This window comes from Aggregatibacter sp. Marseille-P9115 (assembly GCF_920939465.1).
Taxonomy (GTDB): Bacteria; Pseudomonadota; Gammaproteobacteria; order Enterobacterales; family Pasteurellaceae; genus Aggregatibacter; species Aggregatibacter segnis_B.
The window spans coordinates 1,885,076-1,901,483 of record NZ_OV100759.1 but is presented as its reverse complement, the minus strand read 5'-3'; the positions used below and the strand labels follow the sequence as shown (position 1 = coordinate 1,901,483).

Below are 16,408 nucleotides of genomic sequence, written 5' to 3'. Positions count from 1 at the left end.
TAGAGATAAAAAAACCGCACTTTTTATCGTGCGGTCGGTTTAATTGAATTTGTTTACTTGCCGGAGATTAACGCTAAAAAACGCTCTCGGGCGGCTTTCTGGTGTACGGCTTTCTGAATATCGCCGTTATTGCGGGCTTCTTTCCACGCGTCCAGCGATCGCGCCGTGCTGTTTGCCTCTTGATATGCCGGATAAGTTACCGGGCTAACATCATAAAGACGTGAAATTTTATGGATTTCTCGAATTACTACGCCCTCATCATCTTCATACCATTCATCGCCATTACGGGCGACATTAAAAGCAAATGATGATTGGGTAATATCTCCGCGCTGTAGCGGGGCAATAACAAGATCGCGAATGGTCGGCGTATCGGGTGCGATAATGTCATAACGCAACCCTTTATCATCAACGCTTAGCGATAATGTCCCCGCTTTTGAGCGCCCTAAGATAAAATTCGGGTCATGGTTAAACAATCCGCGCACGTCATCATCCAGTACGTCATCAAACGCACCCGGCATGATGATTTCGCGAAAGCCCCACATTAATTGCGAACGGGTATTAAAAACCGAGCCGTACCCAATGATATGAGTTGGTTCGGAATCTTTACTTTCCGCCCGAACTTCGCCAACGTAGGACCGTTTTTCAATGTCACTCATCGGGTTCGTTCTCCTTCTGTTTTTCTGGTTCAATTTGTTGCGCCGCATTGACACTAACAAGATATTCATCCAGTCCGTCAACGGGGTTCATGTCTTCCAGTGTGCGGGCTTCGTTTCGTGACATCCATCCATCAGTAATCGCATTATGATAAAATTGCGCTCTTTCGGTTGGTGTCCCGCGCATGATGCCGCCCAAGTTAAATTTCACAAAATAACCCGCCTTGCGTTCGGCTTGCGTGAATACTTTGCGGTTAATTTCCTGTTCCCAGTTCACGATCCACGGCATTAAGCTGTAGCGGATAAACTGGATGGTTTGTTCCGAAATGTTTGAAAATGTCGCTTTTTCCAAGTCGTTAATCATGTGCGCAGGAACATTAAAGATTCCCGCAATTTCAGACCGGTTGAGCTTCATCATTGATAACAATTCGGTATCTACGGGCGATACCGTGAGCGCTTTATACTCAAGCTCACCCGGTAAAAGCACCGTTTTATTTTCTTTACTTTTAAGTTCCGCGCTAGCTTTATCCCAGAATTTTTTAAAACTCTCCCACGCTTTTTCATTAAGCGGCGTTTTTACATTGACAATCCCGGCGGGGCGAGCGTTTCCAAGAAAGAAACTTCCCGCAAAATCTTTCGCGTTCAGCCCTAGCCCGATTGTTTCGGCGTGCTGTTGGATAACAGATTTCCCCATTTTTAGGGAGGTCCCAAGGGCTTTTACGTGGATCATGTCATCAGGCGTAATTGATAACGTCTCATCATCACCGTAATAGCCGTAAACATAACGGCTACCATTTTTAAGCAACTGCACCATCCACGGTTCACGGGTTTCAATTGATTTAATTTCACCATTTCGGCTGCGGACGATGTGTAAAAATGAATTGCCGTGTAAAAGTACCGCACTTTGTCCGTACTCCCGCATTTTGTACGACGTTTGCCAAAAATTAGGGCTATCGTGTAACAGGTAAAATAACGGATGGTCGCGTGCCGGCTCTATGTTTTTCCCATCTTTGCGCATAACGTGTAACGGTAACTGCGCAATAGCACTTGATAGCACATAAACACAGGCATAGACCGCACTTAATTTCATTGCAGTGTCGGCGTTAACGGTGCGCGATTGTGTTCCGCCGAACAAGTCATCATAAGCGCCCTCGGCACTTAACGGAACCTGCGGATTTTCAAGGGAACGCGCGCTAAACAATTTGTCAAAAATCATCTACGCCCCCGCGCTGAAAAAATAGCGTATAACAAGCAAAGCCCACCGCCGATAATACAGGTTTGAGCCGTTCCATATTGGAGATAAACGCCGGCACATAGTGCGCCAAGTCCAGCCAAGCCGACTAGATCAATAAAAAATGTTCTCATAGCGTTAATACCTCGTCCGGGATAAAAATCCCGTCATCTTCATTTAGCATAATTCGACCGATTGCCATCATTAACGCAACCGCGCCATCAATTTTGTTTTCTGGAATTTCTTTCACCGGTCTAACGATGTCATCATTCCCGGCGGCAGTTTTCCCGACCACATTACCAATACACCAAGTCATGATAGGGTTCCCGTCATGGTGAAAACGGCCTGATTCGATAGCCGCTTCAAGCTCTTTCATCGGATCTGATAAGTTGGTGTAGTTCTGTGTGATGGTTATCGGGTTTAATCCCTCGTCCGCCATATCGTGAGAGATGGCGATCGCGCCGTGTGGGTCAATTGCAGCACAGTTAACCTGATGCTCCCTGTTTGTGTCTTTCACACATTCAAGGATTTCGCGATAGTCAACCTCTGCGCCGTCGGTTGCGATTAAATGCCCGCTAACAACCCATTTCTGGTATTTATCCACCACCCGTTTTAGAGCGGTATCAATGCTGAAAACGGTCTCTTCCGGCACAAAAAACAATGGAGAAATACAGTAATAATGACGTTTACCATCAATAATTCGACTAAACACCCGCACAAGTGAGTTCATATCGAGCTTGCGCGCCATATCCAGACCAAGGGTAACTTCTTCACCTTGGAAATCTTCAAGGCTTAATGTTTCGTCGTAACACTTCTCCCAGCTCACCATGTTGAAATAGGATTCTTTCGCTGATACCCAAACATTCAGGTGCTTTGTTTTGAATTTATTCGTAAAGCGTGGATTATTGATCGCCTGTTTCTGCTGACTTATCAAATAATCCGCATAAACCGAAACGTCAAAATTCGGGTTAGCTTTTTGTAGCACTTCCGGACTTGTCCAATCGTCGCCCTCGTCGATTGTGTAGATTAAACCGAACAATTCATCATTCGGCACCGTGCCATTCAGCATTTCAATCACTTCGCGGCGCTTGTCGTAACAAGGCCCTTCGATGTTGTAACCCGCCGTCGTGATAATCCACATCAACGGCTGGCGACGTGCGCCCATACCGGTGAGCATTGTTGTATAAAGTTCATCGTCTTTATGCTCATGGTATTCGTCCACGATCGCACAACTCGGCGACGCACCGTCCCCGGGGTTCCCGATTAATGGTTCAAAGCGTGATCCGTCGGCGGGGCGGTTAAGATTGGATGCGTTAACTTCAATTTCGAATGTTTTACAGAGCAATTCTGTTTTCTTACACATTAACCGGGCAGGGCGGAACACCTCCCACGCTTGCTTCTCGGTTGTTGCCCCCGAATAAACCTCTGCGCCGAACTCGCCATCTACGCAAAACATATACAACCCAACACCGGCAGAAATAGCCGATTTTCCGTTTTTACGCGGGATTTCGGTATAAACTTCGCGGTAACGGCGTAATCCGCTGATTTTCTTGATCCAGCCGAAAGCATTCGCCACGGCGAATAATTGCCACGGCTCAAGCGTAATTAGCTGCCGTTTTAATGCCCACTCGCCTTTAGTGTGCGGCAAAAGTTGAATAAATTTACAAGCGCGTTCCGCCAGTTTTTCATCAAAGCGATAAGGAAAATCCTTGTCTTTTTGATTATCCAAATCATCTAAATGCCGCTGACAGGCTTTAATCACCAGGCGGCAAGCGGGTATCTTTCCGGAAACAATGTCCTTTGCGTATTTGTTCGCCTTTTTTACATTGTCGGTCATTGGAATAACTCCGCAAATGGATTACTTGATTGCGTATCGGCATTGCTCATTAGTCGGCTCCGGCTACTTGGGTCAAGTCCAAGCAACGACCCGAATTTTGCCATATCCGCCAACGCTTCTTTCAGCGTCGTGTAAGCAGGATTTCGTTTTAATCCGCTTTCCGTCTCAATAGTTCCGCCGAATTTTTTAATGTCAGCGTTAGCGGCTTTTCTGTTCTGGTATGCAATGCAATAGTTAGCAACGGTTTCTAAGTCGGTTTTCAAAACTATCCCCTGCGGGCAAAGTTCCTTTAAAACAAAGTGCCACATCGTCACGCCGTCATCATTCAGATCGTCAGGCGGTAGGGTGTCGATTGTTAACTGCTCGGAAACTAATTCGTTTTCGTTTAATTTCCGTTTTCCAGGGTTGCCTTGCCGTTTCTTAACTGCCGTAGGCTTAGGCTTGCGCCCACGCCCCGGAACAAGTGCTTTCCCTGTCATTTTGGCGTTTACCTCAAAATCTTAATTTCGCGGTTGTGAAAATTGAGTTGAACGGGCGGTACCCATAGATGAAACCTATAGAGATTTACCCACCCCCTCCCCGTGTAGAATTGACCGCACTTTAAACGCTATCTCAAGCGCTCTCTTGCGGTTTTGAATTTATGGCATGAATTACATAAACTTTGTAAGTTTGAAAGATTGTCACTGCCACCATGTGCTTTAGCTATGATGTGGTCAACGGTTGTTGCTGTAACATATCTACCTTGCTTTAAGCACTCTTGACATAGATACTTGTCACGCTCTAAGGCGACGGTGCGCAACGCTCGCCACTGTGAGCCATAACCGCGTTGGCTTGCCGTCTTGCCTTGCTGGTGTCGTTGCCATCCGCAACCTAAATGCAGTTCACAATAACCGCTTGAATGCGTTGTTGTGTTCTTACATCCCTGTTTTCGGCATGCTTTAGGTATTCTTGCGGGCATTTTCATTCCTTTTGTAATATTTACATCACATAACTTAGATATAACCCCGAGATTTTTAACATCTTGAGCGGAGGTATAGCTGAGATATGTAGCATATATAAAACAAAAAGACCGCACTAATTGGCGGTCTTGGTTTGGTTAATCCACTTATTGAGATTATCTACTTGGCTTGCGCACTTGTCGCGCTCTGCCGTTACTCTGACTAATTGCAACACCACATCACCGTAAGTCTCCCCGGTAAATGCTGTCTTAGCACATGGCACTGTGTAAGCTTGAGGAGGGTAGATATAGCTCGTCTTGGTTGTGTTACTTCCGCAGGCGGTCAATAGCAGACTGAGGCAGACGAGTGTTGGCGCAAGGTTGTGTTTTAATAATCGTTTTAATTGATTCTGCATTTTCTGTTGCCATCCGTTCGATTTCGTCATTGCGTTGTTGTTGCTCAATTACCGCCGCGCGCTCTTGTTGTAGCGCCACATTTAAGACCTTGTTGACCTCTTGTTGCGCTTTGATGGTTTGGGCTTGAGCTTGGTTTTCGGCACGGATGTCAGAGATAGTGTCGCTTTGATACCAAATCCAACCACTCAAACCCAAAATTGCAGCCGCTAATATTTGATTTAATCCAATCATAATTACGCCATTAATTTGCGATATAACGCCACTCGATCAGCAAGACCGTTTGTTCCGCCATTGATTCGGACAGTAACCTTTTCAACGCTTGCTAGACTTGCCAATTCGTTTGCTTGCCAGTACCACACCGCCGCTGACACAGCCAAATCCAAATCTTCCGCCAGCTCGTGTAATGCAAAATCACGCCCAAGCCAGTTGCGAAAAGCAATATAGTTTTTCTTGCCGGTGATTTGGATAATTCCACGACCACGATAGCGCCAGCCATCGCCACTTTCTTCATCGCCGTTACCCATTCTGTTGGCGTACACACGATTGGCAATTTGCTCAGGCTTGCGAGCGTATTTCTTGGCGGTTAGTGGGTCAAAATACTTGCGAAAGACTTGAGTTAGCGCATAGTCGGAGTAGTTTAGATTTTCGGTAAAAACAGAAAATCCTGCGCTCTCATGTCCACATTGCGCTAAAAACATCGCTTGTTGGATTTTAGTAACGCATCCGGCTTTTTCGATTTGCTTTTCAATCGCCGCATAAATGCCTTTTTTCGCATGCGGAAAAACTTGATTAAATTTACTCTCTGAAATTATCATCATCGAATTTACTTCCATTGCTACGTCTATAACTAATATCACCGTCATTTACACGGTGGTTGATAAATTTAAATAAAAATTCGCGGATCTTCTCGGTGCCGATAAAGCCAATCATCGTACCGAGAAAGCCGGAAAATTCCGCATGGCCAACAAGGTGCGTACATATTGGCACGGTAACCCCAGCGATAGACGCACAAATCATTGCATCAATAAATACGTAGCGAAATGCAGGTTTCTTGCGCATAAATCCCATTCTTAAAAGCGACATAAAAATTGCGGCACCGGCACTGTGAATTGTCCCGTTACCAAAATTTAATTGTAGCCAGGCAATAATCATTGCCCACACATCAGGCTCTTTCATCGGCATTGTTTTCTCCGCCGTGTTACGGCAATAAAAAAGCCCACGCGTTAACGTGAGCTTGAATTTAGGTAATAAAAAACCCCGACCGTTTCCGATCAGGGTTGTAAATAAATCCTTGTGCGTTTGCTATGCGCTAAAACCGCAACTTACATACAATGATACATTTTTAGTGCGCACTGTCAAGCATTTATGCAACAAAAATACAATTTTGACACTCAATCATCAAAAGCAGTGATGTTTTGGCAGTTTTGAGGCGTTGAAAATACTCTCGTCTTGATAAATTTAAGTGTCGGCAAATATCAACGTTATCCCATCGTTTAACGTAAGTGAGCATAAATACATCGTACAAATCGGGCGATACCCGTTTCATTATTTGCATATGCCCGTCAATCTGCATACCCAAGTCATCATCTATCGGCTGCACCCGGTATTTTGGCAAATAGCGCGCATCGCATTTAAGCTCTGCAAATCCTGCTGATACGCGTGGATATTCACCTTCATAGCGTGGCGTTGCCCAATATCCCCACTGTACAGATACTTTGTTGATGTTAATGCTCATGTAAGACCTCTAGCTCTTTAATTTTCGCTTTATAGTGTTTGATGATTTCTTTGCAATCTTCGGCTGTGTACTTTTTCGGCTCGTGGTCTTGTCGCTCCAACCAAGCCACTTTATCTGCGCCGATTTTATTGACGAGATTAATCCGGTACTCAATGATGCTTCCGCTCTTGTGGTCATTACAGGGGGCGCATTGTTTGTGTACGTTTAGTTCGCAAAATCGCAATTCGGGACAGGCTCCGACACTGCGATAATGTCCGGCATGGTATTGCCCTTGATGATACCGACCGCAACTGATACAAGGTTGGTCTTTATCCCGTAACCGGATAAATTTATTAAATGCCGCCTGCGCCTCTTTTAGCCATTCTGAGCGACTTTTTAATTTAGCTTTACGTTCGCTCAGTCTTTTCTTTTCCGCCTTATCTCGCTCTTTCTGCGCATTTTGACGGGTTAAATCAAATGCGCATTTAGGTGAGCAGACTTTTTGGAGAGAGCTTTTGGGGATAAACTCAATGCCGCATGACTTGCATTTTTTGGGCTTGAGGGTTTTAGGTTTTGTCATCGTCCGTAAAATCCCATCTACCAAAAAAACGCATAAAGCTGATTTATGACGTTTTCGTCTTTTGTGTTGTTAAAAATGTTTGATATTGCCGCACGGATAAGTGCTTTATAGCAACTCTCAAACTCATCTTGTTCCATGTTGGCATAACTCAAACTCTGCGCTTCTACACGCAATCCGCCGTCTAAGTTGTATGTCACTTCCTTAAACCCGGCTAACACGGTTAAGTGTTTACGGAATGTATCGAACTGTTTTTTTTCATCGAAGTATTTCCAATCTGTTTTGTCTGCCGACCAATGTTCGAAGCAGAATTTGAAAAACGAAAATACCTTTCTATGAAAAGCAGGATTACGCGTTTTCTTAATTTCGACGTTATATAACCCTCCATTTTTAAACCCTTGTAGCGCTGGTAGATACATCTCATCAGCGGGGCAAAATACCCCACCCGCGTTTTTAATCATTGGGATTTTCATGATTAATAACCACCGCACTTTTGAATATGTCCTATACTGACCGACCGTTGAACAAAATCATCTGCGCACGGGTCGAAAACAACGACCATTGAGCCTTTGTTATTACTCGCCCCTTTTTTGCCTGTGGTTGGATTAATAAATTTGATTCTCCCAGAGTTATACTTACCTTTATCATCAACAAAGCCAATAATATCGATCACCTCGTTAGCCTCTTTGCGGATAACATCAAACCAAATTGTAGATTTATCTAACGGCAGCAACATCACTACAAAATAACCGGCCTTGCGCAATTCTGCTGCACGCAACACAAAAGGCAGTGGGTTGTTGTAAGGCGGATTGACGAAAATACGCAGTGGGAAAGAGCAAACCTCTGCCACTTCATCAAGTAATAAATCAAAAAGGTTGTCAGCTAAAAAATCAGGGGCAATAGATAAATTATCATCGTCATCTGTCCCTTGATCGCCAATGTAGTGACAACACAAGGCGTTTTTGGCATTTGCGCAACCATCTAAATCAAACCAGCCAAATTTGTTTTTGAGCCAGTTAAAAACATACTTCGGCGTTTGCCATGTGTTGCGGTCAAATTGTTGCTCTGTCATGCCGCTTGTCCTCTCAATGCCGCCTTGCAGTTGGCGATGTGTTTTAATGTTTTTTCTTGTGGGAGATTTACGATTTTTTGTTCAATCATTTCCGGGATGTCTTCGAACTCAAATCCCGACCGCACTTTTTCGGCGGCTTCGTTCAAAATTCTTGGGATGGCTTTCAGCGTGTCATCAAGAGGTTTATTCCAGTATTGGTTGTAAAGCGTCTTGAGTACCCAATATTCAGCCTTGGATTGATATTTGAATTCATGCTGGTTGAATCTCGCGTAACCCATGTAGTTTTTGTAACGTTGGATTAGCTCTTCGGCTGTCGGCAGTCCCAAGGCGTGATAGTCTTCGTCATGGCACCACGACACAAACAAGCCAACACTTGGCCAAAATTGGCTCTTTGATTCTTCCGCTTTGCTCAAACCTCTATTCAGCTGTGCGCGGGTGATTTTTTCTTTCGCCAATACGCGTAACCAAGTTTGTTTGGCGGAAAGAAAATCCGCTTCGGTTTCAAATGAGTATTTCCACCCTGAAAAAATATTTTTAAGTTCTTGAAAAAGCCAGTTAATCGTAGCTTCGGCTCGTTGTGCGCGTTCCGGCGGTAACTGGTTTTGTTGATTCTGTGTTGCTAAAACTTCCATAACTGACCGTCCACTTCGACTTCTACCCCGGCAGACCAGCCGGCTTGATCGTTACTGAATTTAGGTTTATTCGCCGGCATCTGCTCGGCAGGCTGATTGTTCAAATCACGCCTGTACCAGTCAGCTTTAAATCCTCGCCAACCGCGTTCGATTGCGTATGCAACAGCTTCAGCAATCGGCATGCCGAGACTATCGGCTTCGCGCTGAAAACCTTTCAATACCGTTTCTGTGATTGGTGCTTTACAGGCTTTGCGGTGGGTGATGAAGTCATCGGCAAGCTGACCAACGATTCCAAATTCAGCAAGCAAATCCGATTCGCTTTTTTTGGTATTTTTTTTATTGTTATTTTGTATAGTGTTTTTATTGTTATTTTGTGTGTGAACTTTTTTCACCAGATCTGGTGAACTTTTTTCACCAGTTTCGGAAAAATTTTCACCAGTTTTATCTGGTGAACTTTTTTCACCAGTTTCGGAAAAATCAAAGGCTTTAACCGAGTAAGTATTTAATTTTCTTTCTCCGCCGGAACGCTCAAGTAAACCCATTTCAACAAGTGATTCACAAGCAGTTATAATCGAACGATTACTAAGCCCTGTCACTTCCATGAATTGGCTAACAGAAATACTGTCTGATTCTTTGTTCCAGCCCTTTGTTTTGCGAACTACAAACAAGTAACATTTAAGCTCTGCGCAAGTGAGCTTTGCCAGCAATTCGTCAATGACGGAATTGGGAATTTGAAAAGCATTAGGAATAAATTTACTCATTACGCCACCGCCTTATTAAGCATTGTTGATATTTTGGCTAAACCCTTTGCAGTTACCAATACTTGAGGGTAGATTTTTTCCGTGCCGTCAGGTTGTGTGACAGGGTGAGCTTTATGCTCTAAATAACCGCGTTGCAATTTGTCTTGATAAGCAATCCAAGCGGATCCAACAGTGCGCTTATAAATCCAACCATGAGCAAATAAAAATTGGGTGAATGCTCTTGGTTGCATTTGTAAGTGTTTTGCAGCATTAGTGAGATTCATTGCGCCTTCGGTTGCGGTTGCTAAACGATCAAACGCCTCCGCCTTTGGGGTAAGCTCGATCACCCTTTCGGAATACGTTGCAAGCGCGCCACGCAAGTAAACTGGGTCGTTTAATAGCATCATAGGATCAGTGGATTTCGCCACTTTTTCCATCTCAATAAAATATTGTCTGGCTTGCTTTCCTTTTTCGTTTCGCTCAACCATTGATAGTTCTTTTGCCATATCAATGGAAATGTGAACTTCTTTCTGAGGGCGCCCCCCTACATGGTTTTTCTCATTTTTGAGTAAAACTACAAAGTCTTGATTTTCAACGAATTCATATTCTGAGATTCGTCTTTGGATCCAGTCTGAAAATCTCGTTGAGACTTCTAAAAATGAATGTAATTCTCTCGCATTTACCGTTTTAACTTCGGAATTGTTGATTTTGCTATTGCTAATCTGAATTAGATTTGCCATAATTTGCCTCGTTGATCTTCACTAAATTGCCACGGTTGCCGCCGTGGTTTTTATTTGCCTTTAGTACTTGACGTTTTTACAAAACGTTTTGCCTTATCTAATAAATACGTCATCACATCCGGTTTAAACGAACTGCGTTGACGATATTCTTTTAAGCACATCTCCACTGCACCATTAATCGACGCAATGTCAGCCCCCCCTGAATCAGAGCTTGGCGGAGTTGTTTTTCAATAAATTTTTCTGCATCCATTTTTTATTGCCGTTTATTTAGCGAAATAACGCACTCAATCGTGTGTTGTGTCGCCGCCAAGTGTTTATCTAATGCGCGACGGATTTTGTCTTCTTCGTGAGAAGTGATTTCACCGTCTGCTAATGCCGTTTCAAGCACTTCAAACAACAATCCACGCGCGGATTGTTCATGCAGTTGCAGCACGGAAATTTCTACGTTGTCTAACTGGTCTGCTTCAGGGTGCGGTACAAAACAACCGCCGGTTAAACGGCATAATTCTTCCGTGTAATCGGTCAGCCCAAATTCTTGCTGGATAGCAATCAATTCTTCGTCTTTGAACCGCTGCCCTTTCGTCTGATAAAGACGATTGTTCAGCTCTGCCTCTGAAAATCCGAGAAATCCGGCTACCGCACTTTTGCCGCCCGGTATCTTCTCAATCATTTCGATAATGACTTTCTTCATTGCCATAATTTTTGCCTTGTTTTTATGGTTTTCTTTTGGGTAAAGGTTGGTAAATTACGCTCTAAGGTGTTTTGGTAATCCATCATCCGGGTTTGGGTATAAGTGCGGGCTTAATTCGTGCGGTGTAACCAAATAATTAGTTACGGCAGACCAAGCTAATGTTGTTTTCGCGCTTAACTCACAACGACCCGTCAAATAATGGCTAACAAAGCCCTGCGTTTTTTGTACAAGCCGAGCAAACTGTTCTTGTGTAAGTTTTTTCTCGGCTAAATATTCGGTTAATTTCATATAGCCTCCTGAATACTTAAATATTAGCAAAACTATTTCTTTTATTCAATAGTTTTAATATTTCCACTATTCTTGATCTTATTAGCGGGGCTAATATAATTCGGGCAAAAGATACGAGAGGGATACAATGAGCGAAGCGGAGCAAAGACTTTTCGAGATTAAAACTCGCCTAAAAAGTATTTATGAAACAAAGAAAAAAGATTTGGGATTAACTCAAGCTAAAATCGCTAATCTGTTGGATATTAAGACACAGGGCGGTGTAAGCCACTATATGAACCCAAATAGTAAGCAGCCTATAAGCAAAGAAACGATCATTAAATTTGCTTCGATTCTTGGTGTTGAACCATCTGATATAGATCCTGATATTTCCGAGGACTTCACTACTCTGGTAACAAAGGCAAAAGAGTTTTCGGAACCGACAGCTACCGATGCAATCAAGCTCACATTGCTTGATAACCATCTTGCCGCCGGTGATGGAGTCATCAATCTTGATTACCCTGACACAATCCGTTCTATTGAGTTTTCGCGCGATAAGTTCATGGAGATTTTTCAACGCAAGACTGCCAATAATCTCTCGATTGCGATTATTGACGGAAACAGCATGTACAACCCAACCAATGCCGAAATGAGCCTAAAACACGGCGATATTGTAGCGATTGACCAGACAATTAATGAGTTCAAAGATGACGGCATCTATGCGTTTGTATATGAGGGGAAAGCAAGAATCAAGCGCTTGCAGTATCTAAGTGGCTACAGACTAAAAGTAATTTCAGACAATCCAAGTTACGATCCTGAAATCTTAGAAAAAGATCAAGTAGAACAAATTCATTTTGTCGGAAAACTGATCAAGAAATTAACACTGGATATTGTTGATCTATAACAACCAACCTAAGGAAAAAAATATGACAGATAAAGCTAAGAGTTTGCCGGATAATAAAAAACAACCTAAGCAACGAAAGGTAGTTAAAACTGAGTTTATTACTTTATCATATGATTCGGATAGTCGAGATTTAGAAAATCACCGCATGAATGCGAGAGAGCTTGGAAAGGCTATAATAGCAATGCATGATCTGATTGAAAAATCAGATAAGTTATTAAATCCGGGCAGACGCAAGAGCCTTGGCGTTTTTGTAGAAACACCAGCACAGGAAGGTTCCCTTGAGGTTGTTTTTGGAATTGATATTTATAATATGGCCACACAGGTTATAGATGTATTACCATACATTGGATTGGGTTACGCCAGCGTAAAATCAAGAAAAAGTGTGTCTAACTTAGGAAAGACCATATTTGATGCGATTAATGACACCAAAGGAGAAACTGTAATTGGTATTCATACCAATGATAACAGTGATGTTGCAACTTTAAGTGTTGATGGAAAAGAAATCAAATCAGATAAAAACATAGCTAAGTTATTAGCCAATAAAGATATTCGTGAGAATATAAAAACACTGGTGTCCTCACCTCTTGAAGGGAACATAAAACCGGCATTTAAAATATTGGCTGGAAATTCCATCAAAACACCTGACTCATCTGAAGACTCAAGAGAGATATTAGTTAAGTTGGAACCGGAAGAAATAAGAACGATTCAAAAGATGAAAATCAACGATCCAAAAGAAAGGGTTGAGATATTAGAAACAACAATCGCACTACTTACAGTAAGCTTTAAAGGCAGTAAAGGGTGGGAAATGACTTACGGCAATCACTCTTACCCGGTTGAAATTACTGACGAGGATTTTATTAAAAAAATAAATGAGAACATTGCCAGTTTCAAGAAAGGCGATTTGTTCACTGTAACAATGAACAAAACAATAAAAATGCTAGGTTATGAAACAAAAGAACACTATACTATAACCAAAGTTAAACATCATTTAGCCCCAGAAGAGCGGCGTATTATCTCTGATAATGGAAAGATTAATTAGTTTGCTTGTTGAGCATATCAACGAATTAGCTTTGTTTATAGGGGTGCTTTTATGCACCCCCGTACTTTCTCGTTTACTAAAAATCTTATCATTTTATCTTGGTAGTATTTTAAACCCATATCATAAAATCACCATCAATCATTATCATAATGGGAATTTGGTTGGCTCTAAATCAATAAGAATATCGACAAGAGATTCTATCATTGAACAATTAAGAGAAATTAAACGCAGCGAGGAAAGTAATGGCTGAACAAAATGCAGTCACAAAGCCTTTCTCAATGCTTGAATATGGTTCTTATACCGCAGGAATTGGGCTTTTTCTTTCGCTTATCATAAAATTTTACATTACTCCCAATCTTCCCCATTTGGTTGAAATAGCTAACCTTGCAGCCCCCTTAGTGACGCCGATTCTTAGTTTCTGTGTAGCTTTATTTGTAGGACGATTTGGCACAAGCCCAGAAATACTTAGAATGAATAAAAATATAAAGAAAAGCATAAAAAATTTAAAAAAACAAATTCAAGCCAACAGTGATTTACTCACGGAAGAAGATTTGAATAAATTGAAAAAAAGATTAAGCGAGCATATTAATATACAGTCCCAGATTGGCGTTTCTATCCATACAATGCAAGATCTATTAAATAAATTAAATTAAACAACCGCCTTCGGGCGGTTTTCTTTTGCCCAAAATCCACCGTTCCAACCTCTCCCCTACCCAATTTCTGTGATCTAGGTCACAAATTCAACAAGTAGTCAAAATTTTACAAAAATAAAATATTAGTAAAAACAGCAATTTAATAGTTTAAATAGTAAATTTATTAAAATATATTAGTTTTACTATTTACTATTAATATTAGTTTTAGTATTATAGACCGCATCAAAGCAAAACACTTTGAGTTGCTCTTTAAAAATTTGAAACAGGTTAATAATGGGTAAAAAAATACCCACTATTATGTGGGTATAAAAACCTATTTTTTAGTAGGTGGTGGAGTTGGTTTTTTGGGGTTATATGAATAATCATCGCTCATAACAAATCCTTAATTAAAACTTTCACCGCAAAACCATGCGATAGCTGACTGATAACAATTTAGTTTGGTGTCATCTTCTCGGTTCAGCTGAATAGCTGAGCGTTTATGAGAAATGTCGCAAAATACTCCGATAATATGATTATCAATAGCATCGGTCTCGGTTAAGGCGTTATTAAGTTCATCGTCATTCATTTTTGGATAACGTTTAATTAACGCTTGATATTGACCTTTTGCGACTTGTGACAAAGCAGCTTTTTCGCCGAAACGATAAACAAGAGAAACAATACTCAATATCGCCAAAACAATCCCAACAAGGATATTAAAATTCGTATTTGGGAAGTAGCGACTTAGATCGCCAATAATGGCAGATGAGAGTAGTAATTGGATAGTAACTAACAGGTTATTTAGGCGAGCATTAAAATGATAATAGATGTTCTCTAAATTATAGCTGTAATAAAGTTCAAAGACTAAATCTTCTCTTGTTTTATCGTTCATTTTTAGATCCTTATTTTGGTTTGGGCGGTGGTGTTGGTCGCGGTGGAACGTGACCTTTCTCCTCTCCTCTCATAGAGCTTTCCTCGATTAAATTATGGTCGCAAGAAAGCATTATATTTCTCGCAGTGGTCGCAACACAAGAGGGACTTGAGCCTTACAAGGATAAAGAAAGGCACTCATTCTTAACCTGTTTTGAATTTTAGACAATTTGGTGCTTGTGCGAACGAATGTTAACAACCTCGAGGAAACGGGAAAGGTTGGTTAGACCCTGACAAGTAAACTTGCGCGAACTAATCATAGAGGGATTAGGAGCTTAGGCACACGGCTCGCAAGGTCGTGAGAGCTGAAAAGGCAACACTGGCATTCAATGTTCTAAGCAATCTGAAAAATGATACAAGCAGCTCCCGACTGAAAGGGCAAATGTAAGGGCGGGTGACAAAGTGGCAGAACTTGACATATCGGAGAGACGATAACAGGGCTTAAGATTGAGCCGCAAAATAAAGAATCAATCTCTTTGAAAAAAAACTGTTATCGCAGTAATTCGCACTGACTTGCTACAAGTGCGAGATAACAAAAATGCCGCTTAACTGATAAAAAAAAGGGATAGGTTAAGCCGCTCCGAGGCTAAGGGCATAGCGTAATTATTTATTCGTCCCTTTTCTGGCTTGAAGCCATTACAAGCATAAAGAAATGGCAATTAAACAAAACGGCATTCTGTCTTTTACTAAACGTTTTTAAGTCAAAATTTCGTTAGTGGGTGCCGTTCTGTTTGGTTCCTTAGGTTATTAGCCCTCTTCGGAGGGCATTTTTTTTGAGGATTAAAAATGAGCGAAGCAATGTTGGAAAAAATGAAAGCCAAATTACAGCGGCTTGAAGAAGAATTTAGCGCAATTTTGGCAGAAGACCCGCGAATCGGTCACGGTGGCACGCCGAACATACTTGATAATTCAAAGGGTCGGCAAATGGCGAAATGCGTTGCCAAGCTCGAAGAAAGATTGATAGCCAAAGATAAGGCAATTAAAGAGCAAAAAGAAAAAATTCAGAGAATGGAAAGCCGAATTGCGTATAGAAGCACGCAGACCAAGAAAAGCCAAAAGTTCTTGGATAAAAACCCAATCCACCAAGGTTTATTCGAGCTTGAAAATCGCGGTCTTGTTAAGCAGTGGAGAAGAAACCCGCAATACTTTTTCATTGTAGGGCTTGAGCGCGTTGCCTTGGCGACATTCGACGGAGTAATAGCAAGATGCGCGCGGTTCCCGACAAAAACGCCAGAAGAAACTGCGCGCGCCCAAGAATTAATTGATATGGCTTTATCACTTTCGTGACATCACAGAAATTATCAAATAAGCACCGCACTTTTGTGCGGTTTTTTATTTCCTGAATGAGGAACAACAAAATGAAACACCTTAAAGACATCGCTTTATTTGTGCTGGTGGTTG

25 protein-coding genes are annotated in these 16,408 nt (G+C 41.9%); 5 read left to right on the top strand and 20 right to left on the bottom strand.

Annotated features, from left to right (window positions below):
• Window positions 1-53 precede the first annotated feature (53 nt).
• From LQ983_RS09150 to LQ983_RS09060, 19 genes are all read right to left on the bottom strand, one after another.
• Complete coding sequence (locus LQ983_RS09150; RefSeq protein ID WP_230622451.1) at window positions 54-656, bottom strand: HK97 family phage prohead protease; 603 nt, start codon at window positions 654-656, stop codon at window positions 54-56.
• Window positions 649-1,869: a phage portal protein gene (locus LQ983_RS09145; RefSeq protein WP_230622450.1), complete on the bottom strand. Its 1,221-nt coding sequence runs from the start codon at window positions 1,867-1,869 to the stop codon at window positions 649-651. Before LQ983_RS09145 ends, LQ983_RS09150 begins: the two co-directional genes overlap by 8 nt.
• Complete coding sequence (locus LQ983_RS09140; RefSeq protein WP_230622449.1) at window positions 1,866-2,018, bottom strand: hypothetical protein; 153 nt, start codon at window positions 2,016-2,018, stop codon at window positions 1,866-1,868. The genes LQ983_RS09145 and LQ983_RS09140 overlap by 4 nt, the downstream gene beginning before the upstream one ends.
• Window positions 2,015-3,721, bottom strand: coding sequence for a terminase large subunit (locus LQ983_RS09135; protein ID WP_230622448.1), 1,707 nt, complete (start codon window positions 3,719-3,721; stop codon window positions 2,015-2,017). Before LQ983_RS09135 ends, LQ983_RS09140 begins: the two co-directional genes overlap by 4 nt.
• Complete coding sequence (locus LQ983_RS09130; RefSeq protein WP_230622447.1) at window positions 3,718-4,200, bottom strand: phage terminase small subunit P27 family; 483 nt, start codon at window positions 4,198-4,200, stop codon at window positions 3,718-3,720. The genes LQ983_RS09135 and LQ983_RS09130 overlap by 4 nt, the downstream gene beginning before the upstream one ends.
• A 128-nt stretch (window positions 4,201-4,328) precedes the next feature.
• Complete coding sequence (locus tag LQ983_RS09125) at window positions 4,329-4,679, bottom strand: HNH endonuclease (RefSeq protein ID WP_230622446.1); 351 nt, start codon at window positions 4,677-4,679, stop codon at window positions 4,329-4,331.
• Window positions 4,680-4,795: 116 nt separating this feature from the next.
• Window positions 4,796-5,074, bottom strand: coding sequence for a hypothetical protein (locus tag LQ983_RS09120; protein WP_230622640.1), 279 nt, complete (start codon window positions 5,072-5,074; stop codon window positions 4,796-4,798).
• A complete protein-coding gene (locus LQ983_RS09115; RefSeq protein WP_230622445.1) occupies window positions 4,986-5,306 on the bottom strand; it encodes a DUF2570 family protein in 321 nt (106 codons plus the stop codon). Before LQ983_RS09115 ends, LQ983_RS09120 begins: the two co-directional genes overlap by 89 nt.
• Window positions 5,307-5,308: 2 nt before the next feature.
• A complete protein-coding gene (locus LQ983_RS09110; RefSeq protein ID WP_230622444.1) occupies window positions 5,309-5,893 on the bottom strand; it encodes a glycoside hydrolase family 19 protein in 585 nt (194 codons plus the stop codon).
• Complete coding sequence (locus LQ983_RS09105) at window positions 5,871-6,257, bottom strand: phage holin, lambda family (RefSeq protein WP_230622443.1); 387 nt, start codon at window positions 6,255-6,257, stop codon at window positions 5,871-5,873. The genes LQ983_RS09110 and LQ983_RS09105 overlap by 23 nt, the downstream gene beginning before the upstream one ends.
• 181 nt (window positions 6,258-6,438) lie before the next feature.
• Window positions 6,439-6,810 carry an antiterminator Q family protein gene (locus LQ983_RS09100; RefSeq protein ID WP_230622442.1) on the bottom strand — a complete coding sequence of 124 codons (372 nt, stop codon included), beginning with the start codon at window positions 6,808-6,810 and terminating at the stop codon, window positions 6,439-6,441.
• On the bottom strand, window positions 6,800-7,369 hold the full coding sequence (locus tag LQ983_RS09095) for a recombination protein NinG (protein WP_230622441.1): 570 nt from the start codon (window positions 7,367-7,369) through the stop codon (window positions 6,800-6,802). Before LQ983_RS09095 ends, LQ983_RS09100 begins: the two co-directional genes overlap by 11 nt.
• A gap of 17 nt (window positions 7,370-7,386) precedes the next feature.
• The gene (locus LQ983_RS09090) at window positions 7,387-7,827 is read right to left on the bottom strand and encodes a DUF1367 family protein (RefSeq protein WP_230622440.1); all 441 of its coding nucleotides are present in this window, start codon (window positions 7,825-7,827) and stop codon (window positions 7,387-7,389) included.
• Between the two features lie 14 nt (window positions 7,828-7,841).
• Window positions 7,842-8,438: a phage N-6-adenine-methyltransferase gene (locus LQ983_RS09085; RefSeq protein ID WP_230622439.1), complete on the bottom strand. Its 597-nt coding sequence runs from the start codon at window positions 8,436-8,438 to the stop codon at window positions 7,842-7,844.
• Window positions 8,435-9,070, bottom strand: a complete 636-nt coding sequence (locus LQ983_RS09080) for a replication protein P (RefSeq protein ID WP_230622438.1) — start codon at window positions 9,068-9,070, stop codon at window positions 8,435-8,437. The genes LQ983_RS09085 and LQ983_RS09080 overlap by 4 nt, the downstream gene beginning before the upstream one ends.
• The gene (locus LQ983_RS09075) at window positions 9,058-9,831 is read right to left on the bottom strand and encodes a replication protein (RefSeq protein WP_230622437.1); all 774 of its coding nucleotides are present in this window, start codon (window positions 9,829-9,831) and stop codon (window positions 9,058-9,060) included. The genes LQ983_RS09080 and LQ983_RS09075 overlap by 13 nt, the downstream gene beginning before the upstream one ends.
• A complete protein-coding gene (locus LQ983_RS09070) occupies window positions 9,831-10,550 on the bottom strand; it encodes a phage antirepressor KilAC domain-containing protein (RefSeq protein ID WP_230622436.1) in 720 nt (239 codons plus the stop codon). Before LQ983_RS09070 ends, LQ983_RS09075 begins: the two co-directional genes overlap by 1 nt.
• Window positions 10,551-10,803: 253 nt before the next feature.
• A complete protein-coding gene (locus LQ983_RS09065) occupies window positions 10,804-11,247 on the bottom strand; it encodes a YmfL family putative regulatory protein (protein ID WP_230622435.1) in 444 nt (147 codons plus the stop codon).
• A gap of 48 nt (window positions 11,248-11,295) precedes the next feature.
• Window positions 11,296-11,529, bottom strand: coding sequence for a helix-turn-helix transcriptional regulator (locus tag LQ983_RS09060; protein WP_109064362.1), 234 nt, complete (start codon window positions 11,527-11,529; stop codon window positions 11,296-11,298).
• Window positions 11,530-11,656: 127 nt separating this feature from the next.
• Here LQ983_RS09060 and LQ983_RS09055 point away from each other — a divergent pair, with 127 nt between their 5' ends.
• The 4 genes from LQ983_RS09055 to LQ983_RS09040 are packed head-to-tail and all read left to right on the top strand — an operon-like array spanning window position 11,657 to window position 14,101.
• A complete protein-coding gene (locus LQ983_RS09055; protein WP_148324354.1) occupies window positions 11,657-12,409 on the top strand; it encodes a LexA family transcriptional regulator in 753 nt (250 codons plus the stop codon).
• 22 nt (window positions 12,410-12,431) lie between these two features.
• Window positions 12,432-13,448 (top strand): hypothetical protein, encoded by a 1,017-nt coding sequence (locus LQ983_RS09050; RefSeq protein ID WP_230622434.1) that lies wholly within the window; start codon window positions 12,432-12,434, stop codon window positions 13,446-13,448.
• A complete protein-coding gene (locus LQ983_RS09045; RefSeq protein ID WP_230622433.1) occupies window positions 13,432-13,698 on the top strand; it encodes a hypothetical protein in 267 nt (88 codons plus the stop codon). Before LQ983_RS09050 ends, LQ983_RS09045 begins: the two co-directional genes overlap by 17 nt.
• The gene (locus LQ983_RS09040; protein WP_230622432.1) at window positions 13,691-14,101 is read left to right on the top strand and encodes a hypothetical protein; all 411 of its coding nucleotides are present in this window, start codon (window positions 13,691-13,693) and stop codon (window positions 14,099-14,101) included. The genes LQ983_RS09045 and LQ983_RS09040 overlap by 8 nt, the downstream gene beginning before the upstream one ends.
• 382 nt (window positions 14,102-14,483) lie before the next feature.
• Here LQ983_RS09040 and LQ983_RS09035 read toward each other — a convergent pair whose 3' ends face one another.
• The gene (locus tag LQ983_RS09035) at window positions 14,484-14,969 is read right to left on the bottom strand and encodes a hypothetical protein (protein WP_230622431.1); all 486 of its coding nucleotides are present in this window, start codon (window positions 14,967-14,969) and stop codon (window positions 14,484-14,486) included.
• A gap of 824 nt (window positions 14,970-15,793) precedes the next feature.
• On the opposite strand from LQ983_RS09035, the gene LQ983_RS09030 reads away from it, so the two are divergent.
• Entirely contained in the window at window positions 15,794-16,294 is a 501-nt protein-coding gene (locus LQ983_RS09030) for a hypothetical protein (protein WP_230622430.1), read from the top strand.
• Window positions 16,295-16,408 lie beyond the last annotated feature (114 nt).

Coding starts and splice junctions, on each gene's coding strand:
- LQ983_RS09115 (WP_230622445.1), bottom strand. CDS start 5,306: ATGATTGGATTAAATCAAATATTAGCGGCTGCAATTTTGGGTTTGAGT.
- LQ983_RS09130 (WP_230622447.1), bottom strand. CDS start 4,200: ATGACAGGGAAAGCACTTGTTCCGGGGCGTGGGCGCAAGCCTAAGCCT.
- LQ983_RS09060 (WP_109064362.1), bottom strand. CDS start 11,529: ATGAAATTAACCGAATATTTAGCCGAGAAAAAACTTACACAAGAACAG.
- LQ983_RS09035 (WP_230622431.1), bottom strand. CDS start 14,969: ATGAACGATAAAACAAGAGAAGATTTAGTCTTTGAACTTTATTACAGC.
- LQ983_RS09030 (WP_230622430.1), top strand. CDS start 15,794: ATGAGCGAAGCAATGTTGGAAAAAATGAAAGCCAAATTACAGCGGCTT.
- LQ983_RS09105 (WP_230622443.1), bottom strand. CDS start 6,257: ATGCCGATGAAAGAGCCTGATGTGTGGGCAATGATTATTGCCTGGCTA.
- LQ983_RS09125 (WP_230622446.1), bottom strand. CDS start 4,679: ATGCCCGCAAGAATACCTAAAGCATGCCGAAAACAGGGATGTAAGAAC.
- LQ983_RS09080 (WP_230622438.1), bottom strand. CDS start 9,070: ATGGAAGTTTTAGCAACACAGAATCAACAAAACCAGTTACCGCCGGAA.
- LQ983_RS09085 (WP_230622439.1), bottom strand. CDS start 8,438: ATGACAGAGCAACAATTTGACCGCAACACATGGCAAACGCCGAAGTAT.
- LQ983_RS09145 (WP_230622450.1), bottom strand. CDS start 1,869: ATGATTTTTGACAAATTGTTTAGCGCGCGTTCCCTTGAAAATCCGCAG.
- LQ983_RS09110 (WP_230622444.1), bottom strand. CDS start 5,893: ATGATGATAATTTCAGAGAGTAAATTTAATCAAGTTTTTCCGCATGCG.
- LQ983_RS09055 (WP_148324354.1), top strand. CDS start 11,657: ATGAGCGAAGCGGAGCAAAGACTTTTCGAGATTAAAACTCGCCTAAAA.
- LQ983_RS09095 (WP_230622441.1), bottom strand. CDS start 7,369: ATGACAAAACCTAAAACCCTCAAGCCCAAAAAATGCAAGTCATGCGGC.
- LQ983_RS09140 (WP_230622449.1), bottom strand. CDS start 2,018: ATGAGAACATTTTTTATTGATCTAGTCGGCTTGGCTGGACTTGGCGCA.
- LQ983_RS09120 (WP_230622640.1), bottom strand. CDS start 5,074: ATGCAGAATCAATTAAAACGATTATTAAAACACAACCTTGCGCCAACA.
- LQ983_RS09090 (WP_230622440.1), bottom strand. CDS start 7,827: ATGATTAAAAACGCGGGTGGGGTATTTTGCCCCGCTGATGAGATGTAT.
- LQ983_RS09065 (WP_230622435.1), bottom strand. CDS start 11,247: ATGGCAATGAAGAAAGTCATTATCGAAATGATTGAGAAGATACCGGGC.
- LQ983_RS09135 (WP_230622448.1), bottom strand. CDS start 3,721: ATGACCGACAATGTAAAAAAGGCGAACAAATACGCAAAGGACATTGTT.
- LQ983_RS09040 (WP_230622432.1), top strand. CDS start 13,691: ATGGCTGAACAAAATGCAGTCACAAAGCCTTTCTCAATGCTTGAATAT.
- LQ983_RS09050 (WP_230622434.1), top strand. CDS start 12,432: ATGACAGATAAAGCTAAGAGTTTGCCGGATAATAAAAAACAACCTAAG.
- LQ983_RS09150 (WP_230622451.1), bottom strand. CDS start 656: ATGAGTGACATTGAAAAACGGTCCTACGTTGGCGAAGTTCGGGCGGAA.
- LQ983_RS09075 (WP_230622437.1), bottom strand. CDS start 9,831: ATGAGTAAATTTATTCCTAATGCTTTTCAAATTCCCAATTCCGTCATT.
- LQ983_RS09045 (WP_230622433.1), top strand. CDS start 13,432: ATGGAAAGATTAATTAGTTTGCTTGTTGAGCATATCAACGAATTAGCT.
- LQ983_RS09070 (WP_230622436.1), bottom strand. CDS start 10,550: ATGGCAAATCTAATTCAGATTAGCAATAGCAAAATCAACAATTCCGAA.
- LQ983_RS09100 (WP_230622442.1), bottom strand. CDS start 6,810: ATGAGCATTAACATCAACAAAGTATCTGTACAGTGGGGATATTGGGCA.